Source organism: Micromonospora sp. C41 (genome assembly GCF_018070485.1).
Classification (GTDB): Bacteria; Actinomycetota; Actinomycetes; order Mycobacteriales; family Micromonosporaceae; genus Micromonospora; species Micromonospora chalcea.
In genome coordinates this window covers 1-20603 of sequence record NZ_JAGPXP010000012.1, presented here as the reverse complement: position 1 = coordinate 20603, position 20603 = coordinate 1, and the positions used below count along the sequence as shown (strand labels likewise).

The following is a 20603-nucleotide window of genomic DNA, read 5'->3' as shown; positions in this document are numbered from 1 at the left end:
CCCGGCCCGGCGGTACCGTCCCTGGCGACCGGAGAGCGACGGCCGCCACGGTCCGCCCGCCCGTGGGCCGGACGCGGCCACCTGGGAGGCGCGGGTCTATGGCGTACGACGACGCGGGTCGGACAGCGCCGCCGGAGACATCGTCCGGCGTGCCCGCCGCCGTACTGGAGCACGTCTTCGACGACCCGGCGCACGGCGAGCCCGGCCGGGACCGCATCGCGGTGCACGTGCTCTGGGAGTTCGTGCTGCTCGCCGCGCTGGTCGCGGTGACCTGGCTGCTCTGGCGGGAGAACGCGGACGCGCTGCGCGGCGGCTCCCTGAAGACGCTGCTCGTCGACGTGGCCGCGCTCGGCCTGCTCACCCTGGCCGCCGGCCTGAGCCTGCGGGCCGGCGCGGTGAACCTGGCGGTCGGCCCGGTCGCGCTGGCCGCCGCGCTGCACTTCGCCGAGCAGGGCGACCGCGGCATGCGGGAGGCGCTGCTGCCGGCGCTCGCGGTGGCGGCGGCGGCCGGGCTGGCGCTCGCGCTGGCCGTGGTGGTGCTGCACGTGCCCGGCTGGGCGGCGAGCCTGGCCGGGGCGGCCGGCGTGATCGTCTATCTGGAGCGCCGGAGCGTGCCGGTCGCGGTGCAGAGTGACTACGACCCGCGCCGCAACGCGCTGTACCTCTTCGTGGGCTTCGCCGCGGTGGCCGTCCTCGGTGGCCTGTTCGCCGCGATGATGCCGGTGCGCCGGCTGATCGGCCGGTTCCGGCCGGTCGCCGACCCGGCCCGGCGGCGCGGCGCGGTGGCCGCCACGGTGACCGCGCTGGCGCTGGTCGCGTCCACCGTGCTGGCGGCGCTCGGCGGCGTGCTGATCGCCGCGAACGGGGACGGCGCCGTCGCGCCCGGCACCGGCCTGGACTGGACCGTGCTGGCGGTCGGAACGGTGATGCTCGGCGGCACCAGCGCGTACGGCCGTCGCGGCGGCATCTTCGGCACCCTGCTCGCGGTATGCCTGGTGGTGGTGTTCCTGGCCTGGACCGTGCCGCAGGGCTGGTCGGTCGGCCGGTGGGCGCTGGGCGGCGCCACGCTCGGCGCGGGGCTGCTCGTCACCCGGCTGGTGGAGACGTTCGGCCGGCCCCGCCCGGCGCCGCCGGCGACTGTGGGACCGGTTCCGGTCCGCCCGCTGCGGGACGGCGCGACGAGCGGCGGTTGGGGGATGACCCCGGCGCCCGAGCCGGCCGACACCTGGCCGTCGGTGCTGCCGGTACGCCAGAACGACACCCCGGTGGAGGCGTGGGAGGCCCCGCGCTGGGAGAGCGAGCCCCGGCGCTGGGACGCCGACGAACGCTGACCCGACCGTGGCCGTGCGTCCGGCGCGCCGGAGCTGATCTCGCCGGTTAGGCTCGGCGGCATGAGCGAGACTCCTGCCCCCGGCGGCCGCACCTTCGACGAGCTCGACAAGCTCTCCACCGAGGAGTTGCGCGAGCAGGCGTTCAACCTGGCCCGCGAGCGTCGCGACGTGGGCTTCTTCTGGTCGGTCCTGCGGCACCTGCCCAACGCCGACGAGGCCGCCGCGCTGGACGGCGCGCCGAACTCGATCGGCCCGACCATCGACGAGGCGAACGCGCTCTGGCGCGAGCTGACCGGGCACGGCTACGAGGAGTCCGCGCCGTTGCTGCGCGCCGCCTTCATCGACTACCTGATGAAGCACTGACGTCGATGACGACCCGCCGGCCGGCGACGGCCGGACGGTTGCGCAGGTTTGCCCGGCGCGACCGGCCGGGAACTGACCGTCGCATGGCTCTGAGCAACCGCCCCCGCGCCGTCTCCCGGTACGGCACGGCCGCCGGCACCGGCACCCTCGCCGCGTTCCTGCTGGTCGCCGTCGGCGGCAGTCCGATGTACGTGGACTGGGCGCAGCGCGCCACCGACCCGACCGGGGCGGGCGGCTGGTTCCTGCGGCTGCTGGCCTGGCCGTCCTGGCGGTGGCACGCCGACGAGGGCGTGTTCGCCACCAACCTGCGCGCGATCCTGCTGATCGTGCTGGCCGCTGCGCTGCTCTACCTGCTGCCCGGCCCGCAGGTCGACCGGGTGGCGTCCTCAGGCAGCCAGTTCCTCTCCGGCTGGGGCGCGTACGTGCTCGCCGCCGGGCTCAGCGCCCTGCTCGCCACGCTCCTCGGCCCGCACGGCTCGCTGTTCGCCGCGTTCCAGTCCGCCAGCACCGGCGTCACGTACGGCTTCTTCGCCGGCTGGATCGTCGGGCTGGCCAGCCTGGGCGGCCGGGCCTGAGCTCAGTCCACAGCGCCCAGCGCCAGCACCCGGGTACGGGCGAGCAGGCCCACCGCCCGGCCCTCCTCGGTCACCACGGCGTGCTCCGCGCCGGAGGTGAGCAGCGCGCCGAGCGCGTCGTACGCCGAGTCGCCGAGCGCCACATTGGGCAGGCCGGCGCCCCCGTCGGCCGGGAGCGGGTCGAGGACGGCGCGGGTCACCGGGGTCACGGCGAGGCGCCGGATGCCCCGGTCGGCGCCGACGAACTCGCGGACGAAGTCCGAGGCGGGTGACCCGAGCAGCGCGGCGGGCGTGTCGTACTGCTCCAGCCGGCCGCCCTCGGAGAGCACCGCGATCCGGTCGCCGAGCCGGACCGCCTCGTCGAGATCGTGCGTGACCAGCACGATCGTCTTGCGTACCTCGGCCTGCAGGCGCAGGAACTCCTCCTGCAGGCGGGTCCGGACGATCGGGTCCACCGCGGAGAACGGCTCGTCCATCAGCAGCACCACCGGGTCGGCGGCGAGCGCCCGGGCCACCCCGACCCGCTGCCGCTGCCCGCCGGACAGCTCGTGCGGGTACCGCCGGCCGAACTGGGCCGGGTCGAGGCCGACCAGCTCCAGCAACTCGCCGACGCGGGCGCGGGTGCGCTGCTTCGGCCAGCCCAGCAGTCCCGGCACTGTCGCCACGTTCGCCGCGACGGTCTGGTGCGGGAAGAGGCCGACGTTCTGGATGACGTACCCGATGCGGCGGCGCAGCGCCACCGGGTCGACCCGGGTGACGTCGTCGTCGCCGAGCAGGATCCGCCCGCCGGTCGGCTCGATCAGCCGGTTGATCATCCGTAGCACCGTCGACTTGCCGCAGCCGGACGGGCCGATCAGGACCACCAGCTCACCGGCGCCGACCTGCAGGCTCAGCTCGCGTACCGCCTCGGTGCCGTCCGGGTAGCGCTTGCGGATGCGTTCCAGCGTGATCGACGCCGCGCCGTGTCCGGCAGCGTCCCCCGGGGTACCGTCCACCTGTGTCCCTCCACCTGAGCTACCGGGCCGACCCGGGTAATCCGTGGTTCTCCTGGCAGTACGTGCGGGACAACTCTGACACGATCCTGGCCGCGCTGCGTGAGCACACCTGGCTGACCGCCCGGGCCGTGGTGATCGCCGCGCTGGTGGCGCTGCCGCTCGCGGTGCTCGCGTACTGGTTCCGGTCGTTGTCGGCCTCCATCCTTGCGCTGACCGGGGTGCTCTACACCGTCCCGTCGCTGGCGCTGTTCGCCTTCCTCGCGCCCTACCTGGGCATCGGCGCGATCACCGTGCTCACCGTGGTGGCGCTGTACGCGCTGCTGGTCATCGTGCGCAACGCGCTGGCCGGGCTGAACCAGGTGCCGCCGGAGGTGCGGGAGGCCGCCGAGGGCATGGGGTACGGCCGGTGGGGGCGGCTGTTCCGGATCGAGCTGCCGCTGGCGCTGCCCGGCGTCCTCACCGGCGTACGGCTGGCGACGGTGTCGACTGTCGCGCTGGTCACGGTGGGTGTGGTGGTCGGCCGGGGCGGGCTCGGCCAGCTCATCTTCGCCGGCTTCCAGAACAACTTCTACAAGGCCCAGATCATGACCGGCACGGTGCTGTGCGTGCTGCTGGCGCTGGTGCTGGACCTGGTGCTGGCCGGCGTGGGCCGCCTGCTCACCCCGTGGCTGCGCGGGAGGTCCGCCCGGTGAACCCCGTCGAGCAGGCGGTCGTCTGGCTGAACGACCCGCTGAACTGGACCAATCCCGGCGGCGTGCTGGACCGCCTCGGCGAGCACCTGAGCATGTCCGCCCTGGCGGTGCTGCTCGGATGCCTGGTGGCCTGGCCGATCGGCCTCTGGCTCGGGCACAGCGGCCGGGGCGGCGGGCTGGTGCTGCTGGTCTCCAACGTCACGCTGGCGATCCCGACCCTGGCCCTGCTGACCATCCTCCCGCTGACCTTCCTCGGCTTCGGCCGGCCGGCGGTGGTGGTGGCGCTCGCGGTCTTCGCGGTGCCGCCGCTGCTGGCGAACGCGTACACCGGGGTGCGGCAGGCCGACCCGGAGGCGCGGGACGCGGCACATGGGATGGGGCTGTCCGGCGGGCAGGTGCTGCGCCGGGTGGAGCTGCCGCTTGCCGTGCCCTACCTGGCGGCCGGTTTCCGTACCGCGGCCGTGCAGGTGGTGGCCACCGCCGCGCTGGCCTCGTTCGTCAACGGCGGCGGGCTGGGCCAGATCATCCGGGCCGGCTTCGGGCTCGACATCGCCGCCGGCGGCGGCCAGATCATCGCCGGCGGGGTGCTGGTCGCCGGGCTGGCGCTGCTCGTCGAGGGGCTGCTCGCGATCGTGGAGCGGCTCGTCACGCCACGTCCGCTGCGCCCGGTCCGCCGCCGGGCGAACCGCCGCGCGACGGCTGCGACGGCCGGAAGTTGAGCCGCCGGTGACGATCGGGTGACGAAAACCGCTCCGAGTTTGTCGGTCGGGTCCGGAGGATATTGGCTGGAGTCGCGGGTGGCCGTCCGGTTCGCCCGTCGGACACGCGGCCGGCCCGACGGGTCGCGCCGGGACACGGAAGGCGGGCACTCATGCGTGCGCGTACACGACTGGTCGCGGGGGCGTTCGGCGCACTCACCGCGGCCGCTCTCCTCACCGGCTGCGGCGACGCCGGCTCGTCCGGCACCGACGCGCCCGAGCAGGGCGCCTCGGGGGCCGGCTGTGCCCCGGTGGCGGGCGACCAGCTCGTCGTCCTGACCGACGACAAGAAGCTCCAGAACACCGACAACGTCATTCCCGCGATCAACGCGAAGGCGGCCACGCCGCAGCTCGTCGCCGCGCTGGACAAGGTCTCCGCGAAGCTCGACACCCCGAAGCTGATCCAGCTCAACCGGGCAGTCGACGTCGACCGCAAGACGCCCCAGGCGGCGGCGAAGGAGTTCGCGTCCGCCAACGGCGTGACCGACGGGATCGAGAAGGGCCCGGGCGGCCAGATCACCGTCGGCGCCGGCAACTTCAGCGAGAGCCAGACCATCGCCGAGCTCTACAAGATCGCGCTGGAGGCGGCGGGCTACCAGGTCAAGGTGCAGACGATCGGCAACCGGGAGCTGTACGGCCCGGCTCTGGAGAAGGGGCAGATCCAGGTCGTCCCGGAGTACGCCGCCACCATGGCGGAGTTCCTCAACACCAAGGCCAACGGCAAGGACGCCCAGCCCGTCTCCTCACCGGAGCTGGACAAGACGGTCGCCGCGCTGAAGACCGAGGGCGACAAGGCCGGCCTGGTGTTCGGCCAGCCGTCCCAGGCGCAGGACCAGAACGCGTTCGCGGTGACCAAGGCGTTCGCCGACAAGTACGGCGTGTCCACGCTCTCCGAGCTGGCCGCGAAGTGCTCCGGGCAGGCCACCGTGCTCGCCGGCCCGCCGGAGTGCCCGCAGCGGCCGAAGTGCCAGGCCGGTCTGGTCGAGGTCTACGACTTCAAGGCGGGCTCGTTCAGTTCGCTGGACGCGGGCGGCCCGCAGACCAAGAACGCGCTGAAGACCGGCGCCGCGAGCGTCGGCCTGGTCTTCTCCTCCGACGCCGCGCTGGCCACGAGCTGACGCGCCGCGGCCGGCCGGCGCCACGCGCGCCGGCCGGCCGCGCACCCCGGGCGGTTGCCTGCTCAGCAGGCCCGCACATCGAGTCACGCCGACCCGTTCCCCTCAGGTGGAACTCTCGGTACTGTGCTCAGCCATGCCCGCCTCGGTCGCTCCTGCCGACAAGCGCAACCCCACCCCGCTGACAGTCCTGTTCTGGGCCGGTGTGGGGTTGGCGCCGCTGGCCGCGCTCATCCTGCTGATCGCCGACGGCAACGGCTCGCTCCGGTTCGGCGCGGTCCTGGCGATCCTCGCCGTCGTGCTGATCGGCCTGTCCATCGCGCTGCGGCCGGAGGGCGGTTCGGGCGGCGCGGCGTCCGAGGAGTTGCGCGAGGAGCTGGAGCAGCTCCGGCGGGAGCTGCGGGCCGAGATAGTGGCCGCCGCTCAACGCGGCAACCAGGCGCTGGACCAGGCACGCCGGGCGGAGGAGGCGGCCGGGGCGGTGCGGCATCGGCTCGATGCGGCCGCCGCGGGACTGGCCTCCGCGCCCGCCCAGGATCGCCCGAGCGGCGCGGCCCGGGTGCCGGCCGCCGGGGCGTACGAGGCGGATCGGGGTCACCCGGCCGGTCGCGACGAGGACGAACCGGCTCGTCCGGCGTACTCCGGTGGCCGCTACGGCGGCGAGCCCGACGGCGAACCGCCGCGGGCGGGCCGCCACGACGCCGAGCCGGCGCGGGCGGCGGTACGCCCGCCGGACCGGCCCGGGAGCGGCGTGTACGGGTCGGCGCGCGTGTCCGATCCGACCGCCCGGCCGGAGTCCCGCCCGGTGGGCGTGGTCCACCACACCGAGACCGTGCACGTCACCACCCGGCACACCATCGTCGGCGGTGGCACCGAGCCGACCGGCTCCCGGTACGGCGGATTCCCCGGCGGTTGGTCGGACGAGGACCGCTCCCGGGGCGGCGACCCGGCCGATCACCGGGGCGCGGGGCAGCGTGAGCGGGGCCGCGAGGACCGGGCCGACGCGGGATGGACCGGCACGGACGACAGCGGCTGGGGTGCTCCGGCGGGTGGCGAGCGCTCCGGGTACGGCCGCCGGGTCGGAAGTGCGCGGGACGACGGCTTCGGGCCGGGTGACGGGCACTCGCCTGCCGACGCCGGACGCGCGGGCGCCGAGCATCCGTGGGCGGGCGTCGGCGGGGAGCAGGGCTGGTCCGTGGGTGGCCGTTGGTCGGACGACCAGGGCCGGGCTGCGGCCCAGGAGCAGCGACAGTGGTCGGGCGACGACCGGGCCGGCTGGGCGCCGGGCGGCGCGGCCGACGTTCCGGCCTGGCCACCGGCCGCGCGGCACAGCGAACCCGCCGCGCGGCACAGCGAACCGGCCGTCCGGCACAGCGAACCGGGCGCGTCCGGGGCCCTGGACGCGCGGGAAGGCCGGGACCGGGCGGACGGCGATCACTGGTCCGAGCTGCGTGCGAGTAACCGCTGGGCGGCGGTTCGCGACGACGACGCGGGCCGGGAGATCCGCCTCGGGGAGCGACGGGCCGCGATGCACGCCGACAGCGCCGGCACGGAGTACCGGATCGAGGACCGATGGGCGTCGGTGCGCGGCGGCAGGGCGGACGCGGGTGGGCCGGGTGACGGCCACCCGGCGTTGCCGGCCGGCGGGGTGCCGGTGCCGGACGAGTGGCGGCCGCCGACCCAGCGCAGCGGCCAGCCGGAGTGGCGCCAGCCGCCCCCGGAGTGGCGTCAGCCCGAATCGGCGCGCCGCGAGCCCGAGCCCGAGCCGCAGTGGCGTCAGCCGGAACCGCAGTGGCGTCCGCCGGAGCCGGAGTGGCGTCCGGCCGATTCGCAGCGCCGCGAGCCCGAGCCGGACTGGCGTCAACCCGAACCGGAGTGGCGCCAGGGCGAGTCGCAGTGGCGTCCGGCCGAGCCGGAGTGGCGTCAGCCGGAACCGCAGTGGCGTCAGCCGGAACCGGAATGGCGAGGCTCGGAGCGCGGCGCCCACGGCCAGCAGCGGGACACCGCCGACCGCTGGCGCTGAGCGCCCACGATCACTTGTCGATGTCGCCGACCACGAAGAACATCGAGCCGAGAATGGCGATCAGGTCGGGCACCAGGCAGCCGGGCAGCAGCGACGACAGCGCCTGCACGTTCGCGTACGAGGCGGTGCGCAGCTTCATCCGCCACGGCGTCTTCTCGCCCCGGGACACCAGGTAGTAGCCGTTGATGCCGAGCGGGTTCTCGGTCCAGGCGTACGTGTGCCCCTCCGGCGCCTTCAGCACCTTCGGCAGCCGCGTGTTCACCGGCCCGCTGATCCGGTCCACCCGGTCCAGGCACTGCTCGGCGAGGTCGAGCGAGACGTACACCTGGTCGAGCAGCACCTCGAAGCGGGCGTGACAGTCCCCGGCGGTCTTCGTCACCACGGGCACGTCGAGCTGGTCGTAGGCCAGGTACGGCTCGTCGCGACGCAGGTCGAGGTCGAGCCCGGAGGCGCGGGCGACCGGCCCGGACGCGCCGAACGCGGCGGCGTCGGCGGCGGAGAGCACGCCGACCCCGACGGTACGGGCCAGGAAGATGTCGTTGCGCCGGATCAGGTTGTCCAGGTCGGGCATCCGGCGGCGTACCTCGGCGATGGCGGCGCGGGCGCGTCCGGTCCAGCCGGACGGCACCTCCTCCTTCAGGCCGCCGACCCGGTTGAACATGTAGTGGATCCGGCCGCCGGAGACCTCCTCCATCACGGCCTGGATGGTCTCCCGTTCCCGGAACGCGTAGAACATCGGCGTGATCGCGCCGATCTCCAGCGGGTACGAGCCGAGGAACATCAGGTGGTTGAGCACCCGGTTCAGCTCGGCCAGCGCCATCCGCAGCCAGGTGGCGCGTTCCGGCACCTCCATGCCCATCAGCCGCTCGACCGCGAGTACCACGCCCAGCTCGTTGGAGAACGCCGACAGCCAGTCGTGCCGGTTTGCCAGCACGATGATCTGCCGGTAGTCGCGTACCTCGAAGAGCTTCTCCGCTCCCCGGTGCATGTAGCCGACGATCGGTTCGGCGGCGACCACCCGCTCGCCGTCGAGCACCAGCTTCAGCCGCAGCACGCCGTGCGTCGAGGGGTGCTGCGGCCCGATGTTGAGCACCATGTCGGTGCCGAGCTGCTCACCGCCCGCGCCGGTGCCGACTGTGAGCTCGCGGAGGTCGGCGGCGTCCGTGGTCATGCCCGTCATCGTGCCACGACCGCGTCGAGCGCGACGCCGACCGGCTGCCGCAGCCACAGGTGCCCGCCGAGCCCGGCCGGGTCGGTCAGCTCGGCCGCCGCCGACGCCGCGGCGAGCGCCCGCAGGTAGCCGGCCGGGTCGCGGGAGGCCAGGCTCAGCGGCGGTCGCCCGCCGTCGGCCCCGAGCGCCCGCAGCGCCTCCCGCTGAGAGACCAGGGAGTACGCGCACCGCGCGACCCGCTCACCGGCGGAGGCGACCGAGTCCATGGCGACGTGCGCCGTCACGTCGCACGACCCGTCCGGAACCGGCGGCACCTGCCGCCCACCCCGATACCCGGTCAACGTCCCGTCCAGGGGACGCGAGTCCCGCAGGTGCCCGTAGTCCACCGCAAGCGCCAGCCCCCGCGCCACCTTCCCGACGGCCCCCGCCCAGGCGAGGTCCCGCCCCACCCCGATCTCCGCCCGCCCACCGCTGCTGCCGCCCCCACCAACGGCGTTGATCAAGGAGTTTGTGTCCTGATCCGAGCTCTCCACGTCCGCAAACTCCTTGGTCAACGGGGCGTTGCGCGGGAGGGCCGGGGGCCACCAGTGGATCAGCCAGGTGGTTTCGGTGGCGGACGGGGGCGGGCCCAGCGTCTCCTCGCCGGTTCTCGGGTTCACCAGGAGGAGGCGCCAGCCTGCCTGGGTGTGGACCGCCACGTCCACCGGGACGTTGTCCAGCCATTCGGTGGCCAGGAGCAGGCCGGTGATGCCGTCGGGGATGTCGGTTCGCCAGTCGATCTGCGGGGGCAGGTCCGGCGGGCGGGTGGCTCGTTCCACTGCCACCGGGTGGATCCGGGCGGACAACTCGGGTGCGGCCCGGGCCAGCAGGGCCCGGAGCAGTTCGCCCCGGCCCGCGCCCACGTCCACCACGTCCAGCCGGTCCGGGTGGCCCAGCGCCGCGTCCACCGCTTCGAGTTGCCGCAGCAGGCAGGCGGCGAAGACGGGTGAGGCGTGCACGCTCGTGCGGAAGTGCGCGGCTGGGCCGGCGCCGGAGACGAAGAACCCGTCCGGCCCGTACAACGCCTGCTCCATCGCGTCGCGCCAGCGCAGCGGGGTGGTCACCCGCCGACCCTACGGGACGTACCCGAAAGTGCGGTTTGCCCGCCACCGCAGCGGCCTCTTCGGGCGGCCGGTGAAGGTTTTCACACCTTCTTGTTTCCGGTCTGTCACCCGGGCGCATACTTGCCATCGACCGGTACCCCCTTCGAGGACTGGATCGCCGCCATGAGCGCACCGCTGCGCCACCGGGCCACCGCTGCCCCGCTCGTCTTCCCGCGTACCCTCGCCGTCGGCGTGCTCGGCGCCGGCCGGGTCGGCGCCACGCTGGGCGCGGCTCTCGCCGCCGCCGGCCACCGCGTGGTCGCCGCGTCCGGCGCCTCGGGCGCGACAGGGGCCCGGCTGGCGCTGCTGCTGCCCGAGACCCCGCACCGCTCCGCGTCCGAGGTGGCGCGTGCCGCCACCGACCTGCTGATCGTCGCCGTCCCCGACGACGCGCTCGCGGGCGTGATCGCCGACCTGGCCGCGAGCGGCGCGCTGCGCCCCGGCCAGGTGGTGGCGCACACGTCCGGCGCGCACGGGCTGGCCGTGCTGGCCCCGGCCGCCGAGGCCGGCGCCCGGCCGCTCGCGCTGCACCCGGCGATGACCTTCACCGGTACGCCGGACGACCTGTCCCGCCTGCCCGGCATCTCGTACGGCGTGACCGCCCCGGCCGAGCTGCGCGCGTTCGCGGCCCGGCTGGTGGCCGACCTGGGCGGTGTGCCGGAGTGGGTCGGCGAGACCGACCGGCCGCTCTACCACGCGGCGCTCGCGCACGGCGCGAACCACCTGGTGACGCTGGTCAACGAGGCGTCGGACCGGCTGCGTGACGCCGGCGTGGAGCGGCCGGAGAAGGTGCTCGCCCCGCTGCTGCGGGCCGCGCTGGAGAACGCGCTGCGGTTGGGCGACGACGCGCTGACCGGCCCGGTGTCGCGGGGCGACGCGGGCACCGTACGCCGGCATCTGGACCGGCTGGCGCGGACCGCGCCGGAATCCGTACCCGCGTATCTGGCGTTGGCACGACGGACGGCGGACCGCGCCGTCGCGGTCGGCCGCCTGCGCCCGGCGGACGCGGCCGCCCTCCGGGACGTGCTGGACGGAATCGAGGTGGCGGCCTGATGGCCGAGGTGCTGCACACGCGCAAGGAGCTGGCGGCCGCCCGCGAGGCGATGACCGGCACGGTCGGCGTGGTGATGACCATGGGCGCGCTGCACGCCGGGCACGAGATGCTGCTGCGGGCCGCCCGCGAGCGGGCCGACCACGTCATCGTGACGATCTTCGTGAACCCGCTGCAGTTCGGCCCGAACGAGGACTTCGACCGCTACCCGCGCACGCTCGACACGGACCTGGAGATCTGCCGCCGGGTGGGGGTGGACGCGGTGTTCGCGCCGCCGGTGGCCGAGATGTACCCGGAGGGGCAGCCGACGGTACGGCTGAACCCGGGGCCGCTCGGCGAGGACCTGGAGGGTCTGAGCCGTCCCGGCTTCTTCCACGGCGTGCTCACGGTGGTCATGAAGCTGCTCCAGCTCACGCAGCCCGACCTGGCCTTCTTCGGCGAGAAGGACTACCAGCAGCTCACCCTGGTGCGCCGGATGGTCCGCGACCTCGACGTGCCGACCGAGATCGCCGGCGTGCCGACCGTACGCGAGCCGGACGGCCTGGCCCTGTCCAGCCGCAACCGTTACCTGTCGGCGGCGGAGCGGGAGGCGGCGCTGAGCCTGTCCGTAGCGCTGCGGGCCGGGGCGGCGGCGGCCGAGCGGGGCGAGGACGCGGGCGCGGTGCTCGCGGCCGCCCACCGGGCCTTCGACAACCCGGCCGCCCGCCTCGACTACCTGGTGCTCACCGACACCGAGCTGGAACCCGGCCCGGTCGACGGGCCGGCCCGGCTGCTGATCGCGGCCTGGGTCGGCGCCACCCGCCTGATCGACAACACGGCGATCCACCTCGCGCCGCGTCCCTGACCCCACCACGAATGCGGAAAGGCACCCCGATGTTCCGGACCATGCTCAAGTCGAAGATCCATCGCGCCACCGTGACCCAGGCCGACCTGCACTACGTCGGCTCGGTGACTGTGGACGAGGATCTGCTCGACGCGGCGGACCTGCTCCCCGGCGAGCAGGTGGCGATCGTGGACATCACGAACGGCGCGCGGCTGGAGACGTACGTGATCCCGGGGCGGCGGGGCAGCGGCGTGATCGGCATCAACGGCGCCGCCGCGCACCTGGTGCACCCCGGTGACCTGGTCATCCTCATCTCGTACGGTCAGATGGACGACGCCGAGGCCCGCACGTACCGCCCGAAGGTGGTCCACGTCGACGCCGACAACAGGGTCGTGGACCTGACCGCCGACCCGGCCACGGCCGCCCCCGGCACCGCAGGCGCCCCCGTCCCCAACCCCCTCGCCGCCTCTCCCCGTTGATCTTGCAGTCGCGGCCCCTCCGCCACCCCTTTCGGGCGGTTTGTCGAGGCGGTTAGTGCAAGATCGGCGGGGCGCAAGGGCGGGGAACGCGGTCTGTCACCGGAAGGTCATTTTCGGCTACCCTGGGCGGACCGTCGGGGATCGACGGTCGTCGGCTGGGGGAGGCCGCGATGCGCCGTGCGATGAGCTTCCTGGTCGCCGCGATGGTCGCGAGCGCCGCTCTGACCGGCTGCGCCGGCACCGGCGGCCTGGACGGCGACCTCGCCGACGACTGGCCTGCGATGGCCGCACCCGGGCCGTTCACCCCGGCCGCAGAGGTCTGCCAGGTCGCCGACTTCACCGCGAGCGTCGGCCTGTCCGCGTACGCGCCGGTCGGCTGCGAACTGCCGCACCGGGTGGAGACCGTGCACGTCGGGGCGTTCACCGCCGACCGGCCCGCCCCGCCGGCGCTCGCCTCACCGGAGATGCGTACCGCGTTCGCCGACTGCGACAAACGGGCCAGCGGGTACGTGGGTGACGACTGGCGCGCCGGACGCCTCCGGCTGGCGGTGGCGGTGCCGACCGCCCTCGGCTGGACGGCCGGCTCCCGCTGGTACCGGTGCGACCTGACCGAGCTGACCACGGTCGAGGCGGCGGCCACCGTGGTCACCCGTACCGGCAGCCTGCGCGACGCGCTCAAGCCGCCCTCCCCGCTGCGGCTGGGCTGCCAGCGCACCACCCGGGAGGCGGGCCGGGTGCAGCGGCTCACCCCGGTCGACTGCGCTGTCGCGCACGACGCCGAGTTCGTCGGCGTGTGGGCCGCGCCGGACCGCCCGTACCCGAAGAAACCGGAGGACTGGGTTCCCCTCTACGACGGCTGCTTCGCCGTGATCGCCCGCTACACCGGGGTGCCCGCCGACGCGTTCCTGCGCTACCGCAGCGACGTGGTGGTCCGCCCGCCCGCCGCCGGTCGCTGGGCGGTCGGCGACCGGGGCGTGCGCTGCTACCTGTGGCTCAGCGACCGTACGGTGACCACCTCGCTCAAGGGCGCCGGACCGGCTGCCCTGCCGCGCCGGACGAGGTAGCCGAGGGCACTCGTCACGCCCCCCGCGCCCGAGCCGAGTTCGCTTCGGGTTGACTGTGCTCATGGACCTACCCACCGTCGACCTGCCGACGCTGCCCCGGCTGCTCGCCGCGCCCGCCCCCGGGTGGGTGGAGACGACAGACGTGATCGTGGTCGGCTCCGGCGTGGCCGGGCTGACCGCCGCGCTGCACCTGCGCGAGGCGGGTCTGCACGTCACGGTGGTCACCAAGGTCGACATGGACGAGGGTTCGACGCGCTGGGCGCAGGGCGGCATCGCCGCCGTACTGGACCCGGCGGACACGCCGGACGCGCACGCGTACGACACCGAGGTGGCCGGCGTCGGCCTCTGCGACCCGGCTGCGGTCCGCGCGCTCGTGGCCGAGGGCCCGACCCGGCTGCGTGAGCTGATGCGGATCGGGGCGGAGTTCGACCGCAACGCGGACGGTTCGCTGATGCTGACCCGGGAGGGCGGCCACCGCGCCGACCGGATCGTGCACGCCGGCGGTGACGCCACCGGCGCGGAGGTGCAGCGGGCGCTGCACGACGCGGTACGCCGCGACCCGTGGATCCGGCTGGTCGAGCACGCGCTGGTGCTGGACCTGCTGCGCGCCCCCGGCGACGGGCCGGGCGGGCTCGGCCCGGCCTGCGGCATCACGCTGCACGTGCTCGGCGAGGGCAGCGAGGACGGCGTCGGCGCGATCCTCGGCCGCGCGGTGGTGCTGGCCACCGGCGGGATGGGGCAGATCTTCGCCGCCACCACCAACCCGGCGGTCTCCACCGGCGACGGGGTGGCGCTGGCGCTGCGCGCCGGCGCGGCCGTCACCGACGTGGAGTTCGTGCAGTTCCACCCGACCGCGTTGATCGTGCCGCCCGGCGGGCCGGGCGCGGGGCTGGCCCAGCAGCCGCTGGTCTCCGAGGCGCTGCGCGGCGAGGGCGCGCACCTGGTCGACGGCGACGGCAAGCGGTTCATGGTGGGCCAGCACGAACTGGCCGAGCTGGCGCCCCGGGACGTGGTCGCCAAGGGCATCCACCGGGTGCTGCTCGCGTCCGGCGCGGACCACGTGTTCCTGGACGCCCGGCACCTCGGCGGTGACTTCCTGGCCCGGCGGTTCCCCACCATCGTCGCGTCGTGCCTGGCCATCGGCGTGGACCCGGCGACCGACCTGATCCCGGTCGCGCCGGCCGCCCACTACGCCTCCGGCGGCGTCCGGACCGACCTGCGCGGCCGTACCTCAATCCCCGGCCTGTACGCCTGCGGCGAGGTCGCCTGCACCGGCGTGCACGGCGCGAACCGGCTGGCCAGCAACTCGCTGCTGGAAGGGCTGGTCTTCTCCCGCCGGATCGCCGAGGACATCGCCGCCGGGCTGCCCGAGCAGGCCCGCCCGGCGGAGACCGGCGCCTGGATCGGCGGCCCGGGCGCGCTGGTGCCGGCGTCCGGCACGGCGGAACTGCAACGGGCGATGACGCGGGGCGCGGGCGTGCTCCGGTCGGCGCGGACGCTGGAGGCCACCGCCGCCGCGCTCACCGGGCTGGGCGCGGGGCGGGGCGTGCCGCGTACCGCCGACTGGGAGGCGACGAACCTGCTCACCGTGGCGTCGACGCTGGTCGCGGCCGCGTACGCCCGGCAGGAGACGCGGGGCTGTCACTGGCGGGAGGACTTCCCGACGGCCGACGAGCGGTGGCTGGGCCACCTGGTGGCCGAGGTGGGTACGGACGGCCGGGTGGCCGAGCGCTGGGAGGAGAAGCACTCATGAGGGAGTCGACGGAGCAGGCGCTGCGCGACGGTGGCCTGGACCCGGAGCGGGTCCGGCGGATCATCCTGGACACGCTGCACGAGGACCTCGGGCCCGACTTCCTCGACGTCACGAGCGTCGCCACCATCCCGGACGAGCAGCAGGACACGGCCGATCTGGTGGCGCGCGCCGACGGCGTGGTGGCCGGGCTGCCGGTGGCCGCCGCCGTGTTCGAGCTGGTCGCCGACGTGACCGGCGCCGGGCGTACGGTCGAGGTCGAGCTGGTGGCCCACGACGGGCAGCGGGTGGCGCGCGGCGACGTGCTGGCCACTGTGACCGGCCCGACCCGGCTGCTGCTGACCGCCGAGCGGACGGCGCTGAACCTGCTGTCCCGCATGTCCGGCGTGGCGACGCACACCCGGGCCTGGGCCGACGAGCTGGCCGGTACGAAGGCGACGGTGCTGGACACCCGCAAGACCACGCCGGGCCTGCGGGCGCTGGAGAAGTACGCGGTCCGGGCCGGCGGCGGCACCAACAAGCGGATGGGCCTGCACGACGTCGCCATGATCAAGGACAACCACAAGGTCGCCGCGGGCGGGATCAGCGCCGCGTTCCGCCGGGTCCGGGAGGCGTTCCCCGACGTCCCGGTGCAGGTCGAGGTGGACACGCCGGCCGAGGCGGTGGAGGCGGTCGAGGCGGGCGCGAAGTTCCTGCTGCTGGACAACATGACCCCGGCACAGCTGCGCGAGGTGGTGGCGTCGGTGGGCGACCGGGCGGAGCTGGAGGCCACCGGCGGGCTGACGCTGCCGATGGCCGCCGAGTACGGCGCGACCGGCGTCGACTTCCTCTCCGTCGGCGCGCTCACCCACTCCTCGCCGATCCTGGACATCGCCCTCGACCTGCGCGACGTCTAGGCTGCCGCTGTGCTGCTCTGCATCGACATCGGAAACACGAACACCGTGCTGGCGACCTTCGACGGCGACAAGCTGGTGCACTCGTGGCGCATCAAGACCGACGCCCGCTCCACCGCGGACGAACTGGGGCTGATGTTCCGCGGGCTGCTCGCCGGTGACGCTGTGGAGATCACCGGGGTGGCCGCCTGCTCGACAGTGCCGGCCGCGCTGCGCTCGTTGCGCACCATGCTCGACAGGTACTACGCCGACCTGCCCAGCGTGATCGTCGAGCCCGGCGTCCGCACCGGCGTCCAGCTCGCCATCGACAACCCGAAGGAGGTGGGCGCGGACCGCGTGGTGAACACGCTTGCCGCGTACACGCTCTACGGCGGGCCGTCGATCGTGGTGGACTTCGGCACCACCACCAACTTCGACGTGATCAGCAGCCGGGGTGAGTTCCTCGGCGGGGCGTTCGCGCCGGGCATCGAGATCTCCTTCGACGCGCTGGCCGCCCGCGCGGCGCAGTTGCGCAAGGTGGAGGCGACCCGCCCGCGCTCGGTGATCGGCAAGAACACGGTCGAGTGTCTCCAGGCCGGGCTCTACTTCGGCTTCGCCGGTCAGGTGGACCGCATCGTCGAGCGGATGTCCGAGGAGCTGGGCGGGGTCAAGGCGGTCATCGCCACCGGCGGCCTGGCGTCGCTGGTGCTCGGCGAGTGCCACACCATCACTCACCACGAGCCGATGATCACGCTGATCGGCCTGCGGATGGTCTACGACCGCAACACCTGAGGTGCAAGGAAGGGCCCCCTGTTAACGCCTCCGGTAGAGGAGGGGCCCCTTTTTAACGCCGCCGGGCCCGGAGCACCATCGTGCGGTAGGGCAGCTCGACCGTCTCCCGGCCGGCCAGGTCGGGGTGGGTGGCGAACAGCTCCGCCAGCTCCGCGTCCACCCGTCGCCGCTCGTCCGCGTCGGCGGTCAGCCAGAACGAGCGGGTGTGCAGCATGCTCACCACCTCGTCCGGCGTCAGCGTGGTCGCGTGGGCGAACTCGCCGATCTCGACAGCGGTGAAGGCGGCGCCGAAGTCCGCGTACCGCTGCGTCACGTCGCCCGCGTTGTCCCCGAGGTGCGCGATCCGGGTCAGCTCCGCCACCCACCCGACCCGCTCGTCCCGGATGTTCCAGACCGGCGCGAACGTGCCGCTCGGGCGCAGGACGCGCGCGGCCTCGGCGTGCGCCCGCTCCCTGTCGAACCAGTGGTAGGCCTGCCCGACCAGCACCGCGTCCGCCGACCCGTCCGGCAGCGGCACGGCCTCGGCGCTGCCCGCGAGCGCCGTCGTGCCCGGCGTGGCGGCGGCCAGTTGCGCCCGCATCCCCGGATCCGGCTCCACGGGTACGACTTGAGCCACCGTCCCGTCCGCGGTGAGCGCCAGCAGTCCCCGGATGAGGATGCCGGTGCCCGCGCCGAGGTCGACCACCCGGGCGTCGTGCAGCCCGTCCAGTGCCCAGCGCAACGCGGCCCGGGGATAACGGGGACGGAACCGGTCGTACTCGGCCGCGGCGGCGCCGAACGAGAGCGCCGCAGTGGGGTCGGTCATGACGGGCAGGTTATCCCGTAACGGCCGCCAGGCCGCTTGAGTACGCTCATGTGCTGACCCCGCCGATGTTCCCAAGGCCTGAGGAAGCGTGCCGTGACCGAGCAGAACGCCCTGCCAGCAGACCCCGCCGACGACCTTCCCGAGCAGATGAAGGTCCGCCGGGAGAAGCGGGACCGGATGCTCGCCGAGGGCACCGAGCCGTACCCGGTGGGCTTCCCGCGCACCACGACGCTCGCGCAGCTGCGCGAGCGCTACGCCGACCTGCCCACCGACACCGCCACCGGCGACCGCGCCTCGGTCACCGGCCGGGTGATCTTCATTCGCAACACCGGCAAGCTCTGCTTCGCGACCCTTCGCGACGGTGACGGCACCGAACTCCAGGCGATGCTCTCGCTGGACCGGGTCGGGCCGGAGCGGCTGGCGGACTGGAAGCGCCTGGTCGACCTCGGCGACCACGTCGGCGTGACCGGCGAGGTGATCACCAGCCGGCGCGGCGAGCTGTCCGTGCTGGCCGAGGAATGGGCGGTGACCGCCAAGGCGCTGCGCCCGCTGCCGGTGGCGCACAAGCCGCTGAGCGAGGAGTCCCGGGTCCGCCAGCGCTACGTGGACCTGGTGGTCCGCCCGCAGGCCCGGCAGATGGTCCGCACCCGGGCCACCGCCGTCCGCAGCCTGCGGGACACGCTGCACGGGCAGGACTTCATCGAGGTCGAGACCCCGATGCTGCAACTGCTGCACGGTGGCGCGGCGGCCCGCCCATTCGTGACCCACAGCAATGCGCTCGACACGGATCTGTATCTGCGAATCGCGCCGGAACTGTTTCTCAAGCGCGCGGTGGTCGGTGGCGTCGACCGCGTCTTCGAGATCAACCGTAACTTCCGTAATGAGGGCATCGACTCTTCGCACTCGCCGGAGTTCGCGATGCTGGAGGCGTACCAGGCGTACGGCGACTACGACACGATGGCCGAGCTGACCCGAAATCTCGTACAGCAGGCCGCGATCGCGGTCGCCGGATCGACCGTGGTGACCCACGCCGACGGGCGTGAGTTCGATCTGGGCGGCGAGTGGCGCTCGGTGACACTGTTCGGTGTCCTTTCCGAAGCGCTCGGTGAGGAGGTCACCGTCCGCACCGAAAGGGCACGGCTGGTCGAGTACGCGGACAAGGTCGGTCTCTCCGTAGACCCGAAGTGGGGACCGGGCAAGCTGGCCGAGGAGTTGTTCGAGGAACTCGTGGTGCCGTCGCTTCAGGCGCCCACGTTCGTCCGCGACTACCCGGAGGAGACCAGCCCGCTGACCCGGGCCCACCGCAGTGAGCCGGGCCTGGCCGAGAAGTGGGACCTGTACGTGCTGGGATTCGAGCTGGGTACCGCGTACTCGGAGCTGGTCGACCCGGTCGTGCAGCGGGATCGGCTGGTCGCCCAGGCGCAGCTCGCGGCGCGCGGCGACGACGAGGCGATGCGGCTGGACGAGGATTTTCTCCGAGCGATGGAGTATGGAATGCCGCCGTCCGGTGGCATGGGAATGGGAATCGACCGCCTGCTGATGGCGCTGACCGGGCTGGGAATTCGGGAAACGATCCTGTTCCCGTTGGTCCGGCCGGAGTAGGCGCTCCCGCAAAGCTTCTCCGGCTCGTTACCCCGTCCTATTGACGGAACAAGCGCCGGACGGGTTATTGTGCTCTTGCGAGTATTGCAGGAGCAGCACCCTGCTCGAAAGGAATGTGGGACGTGGCCAAGCAGATCATTCACAAGCTGGTCGATGACCTGGACGGCGGGGACGCTGACGAGACCGTCAAGTTCGCGCTCGACGGCGTGCAGTACGAGATCGACCTCTCCGCATCCAACGCGGAGAAATTGCGTGACGTATTCGCGCCGTACATCGCGAACGGAACGAAGGTCGGTCGCGGGGGTGTGGTCGTGGGTGGCCGGGCCGCTCGGGGCCGGGGCGGCGCGACCGCCGACCGCGAGCAGAACCGGGCCATCCGCGAGTGGGCCAAGAAGGCCGGCAAGGACATCTCCGACCGGGGCCGGATCCCGCAGGAGATCGTGGACGAGTACCACGCGAAGGCGGGGCACTGACCCCACCTTCGTCACGGGCGACGCGACGCCGGGCCGGAGTGCGACTCCGGCCCGGCGTCGCCGTTTCCGCCCCCGTTGTCACGCTCGCGGCCGGCGTCCCGCCGAGTGGCGGATGTCCGATCCGCCTGGCCGCGAGGCGGGGTGGGGTGGGAAGAAATCTCCCCCCGGGGAAGTTGTCCACAGGCGGTGGAGATTCCGTCCACAGGTTGTGGACAAGCGCGGCGGGTGTGTGACGCCGCCCAGGTCTGCTCGGCCGGCCCTCTGCCGCCGGTCGAATTTCGCTCTGCGCGTACAGGCAGGGGTCCCGGAACACCTCCTGAGCGTGGACGGTTGTCTGAAACGACGTCGGAACGAGCATTCGCGGGGCCACACGACCTCAGCGGAGACGGTCCGCGGCGATAGAGTAAGGAGGCACGGACGCCCGTCCCGGACGTCCGCGCACCGGCCCCGCCGAGATCTGACCATCAAGGCGCACGGCACGTGAGGAGCACGAGGGCATGTTCGAGCGGTTCACCGACCGAGCGCGACGGGTTGTCGTCCTGGCCCAGGAAGAGGCCCGGATGCTCAACCACAACTACATCGGTACGGAGCACATCCTGCTGGGCCTGATCCATGAGGGTGAGGGTGTCGCGGCGAAGGCTCTGGAGAGTCTGGGTATTTCGCTGGAGGGTGTGCGTCAGCAGGTCGAGGAGATCATCGGCCAGGGCCAGCAGGCGCCGAGCGGGCA

Annotated in this window: 21 protein-coding genes; 17 read left to right on the top strand and 4 right to left on the bottom strand. The window is 73.7% G+C overall.

Going from position 1 to position 20603, the window contains the following annotated elements:
• The first annotated feature begins 98 nt into the window (after positions 1-98).
• The 3 genes from KBX43_RS15105 (at position 99) to KBX43_RS15095 (ending at position 2269) form a co-directional block, all read left to right on the top strand.
• The gene (locus tag KBX43_RS15105; RefSeq protein WP_043327900.1) at positions 99-1331 is read left to right on the top strand and encodes an ABC transporter permease; all 1233 of its coding nucleotides are present in this window, start codon (positions 99-101) and stop codon (positions 1329-1331) included.
• A 60-nt stretch (positions 1332-1391) separates the two neighbouring features.
• On the top strand, positions 1392-1694 hold the full coding sequence (locus KBX43_RS15100) for a hypothetical protein (RefSeq protein ID WP_030502043.1): 303 nt from the start codon (positions 1392-1394) through the stop codon (positions 1692-1694).
• An 83-nt stretch (positions 1695-1777) separates the two neighbouring features.
• The gene (locus KBX43_RS15095) at positions 1778-2269 is read left to right on the top strand and encodes a hypothetical protein (RefSeq protein ID WP_064446780.1); all 492 of its coding nucleotides are present in this window, start codon (positions 1778-1780) and stop codon (positions 2267-2269) included.
• Between the two features lie 2 nt (positions 2270-2271).
• Here KBX43_RS15095 and KBX43_RS15090 read toward each other — a convergent pair whose 3' ends face one another.
• Positions 2272-3264 (bottom strand): ABC transporter ATP-binding protein, encoded by a 993-nt coding sequence (locus KBX43_RS15090; protein WP_069088243.1) that lies wholly within the window; start codon positions 3262-3264, stop codon positions 2272-2274.
• A gap of 2 nt (positions 3265-3266) precedes the next feature.
• Here KBX43_RS15090 and KBX43_RS15085 point away from each other — a divergent pair, with 2 nt between their 5' ends.
• The 4 genes from KBX43_RS15085 (at position 3267) to KBX43_RS15070 (ending at position 7852) form a co-directional block, all read left to right on the top strand.
• Positions 3267-3956 (top strand): ABC transporter permease, encoded by a 690-nt coding sequence (locus KBX43_RS15085; RefSeq protein ID WP_064446778.1) that lies wholly within the window; start codon positions 3267-3269, stop codon positions 3954-3956.
• Entirely contained in the window at positions 3953-4675 is a 723-nt protein-coding gene (locus KBX43_RS15080; RefSeq protein WP_051611574.1) for an ABC transporter permease, read from the top strand. Before KBX43_RS15085 ends, KBX43_RS15080 begins: the two co-directional genes overlap by 4 nt.
• Positions 4676-4827: 152 nt before the next feature.
• Positions 4828-5832 carry a glycine betaine ABC transporter substrate-binding protein gene (locus KBX43_RS15075; RefSeq protein WP_043327905.1) on the top strand — a complete coding sequence of 335 codons (1005 nt, stop codon included), beginning with the start codon at positions 4828-4830 and terminating at the stop codon, positions 5830-5832.
• A gap of 133 nt (positions 5833-5965) precedes the next feature.
• Positions 5966-7852, top strand: coding sequence for a hypothetical protein (locus KBX43_RS15070; RefSeq protein WP_210885018.1), 1887 nt, complete (start codon positions 5966-5968; stop codon positions 7850-7852).
• 10 nt (positions 7853-7862) lie between these two features.
• On the opposite strand, the gene KBX43_RS15065 is transcribed toward KBX43_RS15070, so the two are convergent.
• Both KBX43_RS15065 and KBX43_RS15060 read right to left on the bottom strand, forming a co-directional pair.
• Complete coding sequence (locus KBX43_RS15065) at positions 7863-9032, bottom strand: NADH-quinone oxidoreductase subunit D (RefSeq protein ID WP_176722867.1); 1170 nt, start codon at positions 9030-9032, stop codon at positions 7863-7865.
• A complete protein-coding gene (locus KBX43_RS15060) occupies positions 9029-10096 on the bottom strand; it encodes an SAM-dependent methyltransferase (protein ID WP_210885122.1) in 1068 nt (355 codons plus the stop codon). The genes KBX43_RS15065 and KBX43_RS15060 overlap by 4 nt, the downstream gene beginning before the upstream one ends.
• 192 nt (positions 10097-10288) lie before the next feature.
• Between KBX43_RS15060 and KBX43_RS15055 the strand changes: the two genes are divergently transcribed.
• The 7 genes from KBX43_RS15055 (at position 10289) to KBX43_RS15025 (ending at position 16996) form a co-directional block, all read left to right on the top strand.
• Positions 10289-11218 (top strand): Rossmann-like and DUF2520 domain-containing protein, encoded by a 930-nt coding sequence (locus tag KBX43_RS15055; protein WP_210885016.1) that lies wholly within the window; start codon positions 10289-10291, stop codon positions 11216-11218.
• Entirely contained in the window at positions 11218-12060 is an 843-nt protein-coding gene (gene panC, locus KBX43_RS15050; RefSeq protein ID WP_210885014.1) for a pantoate--beta-alanine ligase, read from the top strand. The genes KBX43_RS15055 and panC overlap by 1 nt, the downstream gene beginning before the upstream one ends.
• A gap of 29 nt (positions 12061-12089) precedes the next feature.
• Positions 12090-12518, top strand: coding sequence for an aspartate 1-decarboxylase (panD, locus tag KBX43_RS15045; RefSeq protein ID WP_064446774.1), 429 nt, complete (start codon positions 12090-12092; stop codon positions 12516-12518).
• Between the two features lie 170 nt (positions 12519-12688).
• Positions 12689-13582, top strand: coding sequence for a septum formation family protein (locus tag KBX43_RS15040; protein WP_210885012.1), 894 nt, complete (start codon positions 12689-12691; stop codon positions 13580-13582).
• 61 nt (positions 13583-13643) lie between these two features.
• Complete coding sequence (locus KBX43_RS15035; RefSeq protein ID WP_043327912.1) at positions 13644-15335, top strand: L-aspartate oxidase; 1692 nt, start codon at positions 13644-13646, stop codon at positions 15333-15335.
• Positions 15332-16228, top strand: a complete 897-nt coding sequence (gene nadC, locus KBX43_RS15030) for a carboxylating nicotinate-nucleotide diphosphorylase (protein WP_210885010.1) — start codon at positions 15332-15334, stop codon at positions 16226-16228. Before KBX43_RS15035 ends, nadC begins: the two co-directional genes overlap by 4 nt.
• A 9-nt stretch (positions 16229-16237) precedes the next feature.
• Complete coding sequence (locus KBX43_RS15025; RefSeq protein ID WP_030504826.1) at positions 16238-16996, top strand: type III pantothenate kinase; 759 nt, start codon at positions 16238-16240, stop codon at positions 16994-16996.
• Between the two features lie 52 nt (positions 16997-17048).
• Here the strand turns inward: KBX43_RS15025 and KBX43_RS15020 are convergent, their stop codons facing one another.
• Entirely contained in the window at positions 17049-17801 is a 753-nt protein-coding gene (locus tag KBX43_RS15020; protein WP_210885008.1) for a class I SAM-dependent methyltransferase, read from the bottom strand.
• A gap of 93 nt (positions 17802-17894) precedes the next feature.
• Between KBX43_RS15020 and lysS the strand changes: the two genes are divergently transcribed.
• The 3 genes from lysS to KBX43_RS15005 form a co-directional block, all read left to right on the top strand.
• Positions 17895-19403: a lysine--tRNA ligase gene (lysS, locus tag KBX43_RS15015; RefSeq protein ID WP_043327915.1), complete on the top strand. Its 1509-nt coding sequence runs from the start codon at positions 17895-17897 to the stop codon at positions 19401-19403.
• A 122-nt stretch (positions 19404-19525) separates the two neighbouring features.
• The gene (locus tag KBX43_RS15010) at positions 19526-19876 is read left to right on the top strand and encodes an Lsr2 family protein (RefSeq protein WP_166457523.1); all 351 of its coding nucleotides are present in this window, start codon (positions 19526-19528) and stop codon (positions 19874-19876) included.
• A 497-nt stretch (positions 19877-20373) separates the two neighbouring features.
• The coding region (locus tag KBX43_RS15005) for a Clp protease N-terminal domain-containing protein (protein ID WP_210885001.1) at positions 20374-20603 on the top strand (230 nt) is incomplete at its 3' end.

Coding starts and splice junctions, on each gene's coding strand:
- KBX43_RS15020 (WP_210885008.1), bottom strand. CDS start 17,801: ATGACCGACCCCACTGCGGCGCTCTCGTTCGGCGCCGCCGCGGCCGAG.
- panD (WP_064446774.1), top strand. CDS start 12,090: ATGTTCCGGACCATGCTCAAGTCGAAGATCCATCGCGCCACCGTGACC.
- KBX43_RS15035 (WP_043327912.1), top strand. CDS start 13,644: ATGGACCTACCCACCGTCGACCTGCCGACGCTGCCCCGGCTGCTCGCC.
- KBX43_RS15040 (WP_210885012.1), top strand. CDS start 12,689: ATGCGCCGTGCGATGAGCTTCCTGGTCGCCGCGATGGTCGCGAGCGCC.
- KBX43_RS15105 (WP_043327900.1), top strand. CDS start 99: ATGGCGTACGACGACGCGGGTCGGACAGCGCCGCCGGAGACATCGTCC.
- KBX43_RS15100 (WP_030502043.1), top strand. CDS start 1,392: ATGAGCGAGACTCCTGCCCCCGGCGGCCGCACCTTCGACGAGCTCGAC.
- KBX43_RS15075 (WP_043327905.1), top strand. CDS start 4,828: ATGCGTGCGCGTACACGACTGGTCGCGGGGGCGTTCGGCGCACTCACC.
- nadC (WP_210885010.1), top strand. CDS start 15,332: ATGAGGGAGTCGACGGAGCAGGCGCTGCGCGACGGTGGCCTGGACCCG.
- KBX43_RS15065 (WP_176722867.1), bottom strand. CDS start 9,032: ATGACGGGCATGACCACGGACGCCGCCGACCTCCGCGAGCTCACAGTC.
- KBX43_RS15095 (WP_064446780.1), top strand. CDS start 1,778: ATGGCTCTGAGCAACCGCCCCCGCGCCGTCTCCCGGTACGGCACGGCC.
- KBX43_RS15070 (WP_210885018.1), top strand. CDS start 5,966: ATGCCCGCCTCGGTCGCTCCTGCCGACAAGCGCAACCCCACCCCGCTG.
- KBX43_RS15060 (WP_210885122.1), bottom strand. CDS start 10,096: ATGGAGCAGGCGTTGTACGGGCCGGACGGGTTCTTCGTCTCCGGCGCC.
- panC (WP_210885014.1), top strand. CDS start 11,218: ATGGCCGAGGTGCTGCACACGCGCAAGGAGCTGGCGGCCGCCCGCGAG.
- KBX43_RS15055 (WP_210885016.1), top strand. CDS start 10,289: ATGAGCGCACCGCTGCGCCACCGGGCCACCGCTGCCCCGCTCGTCTTC.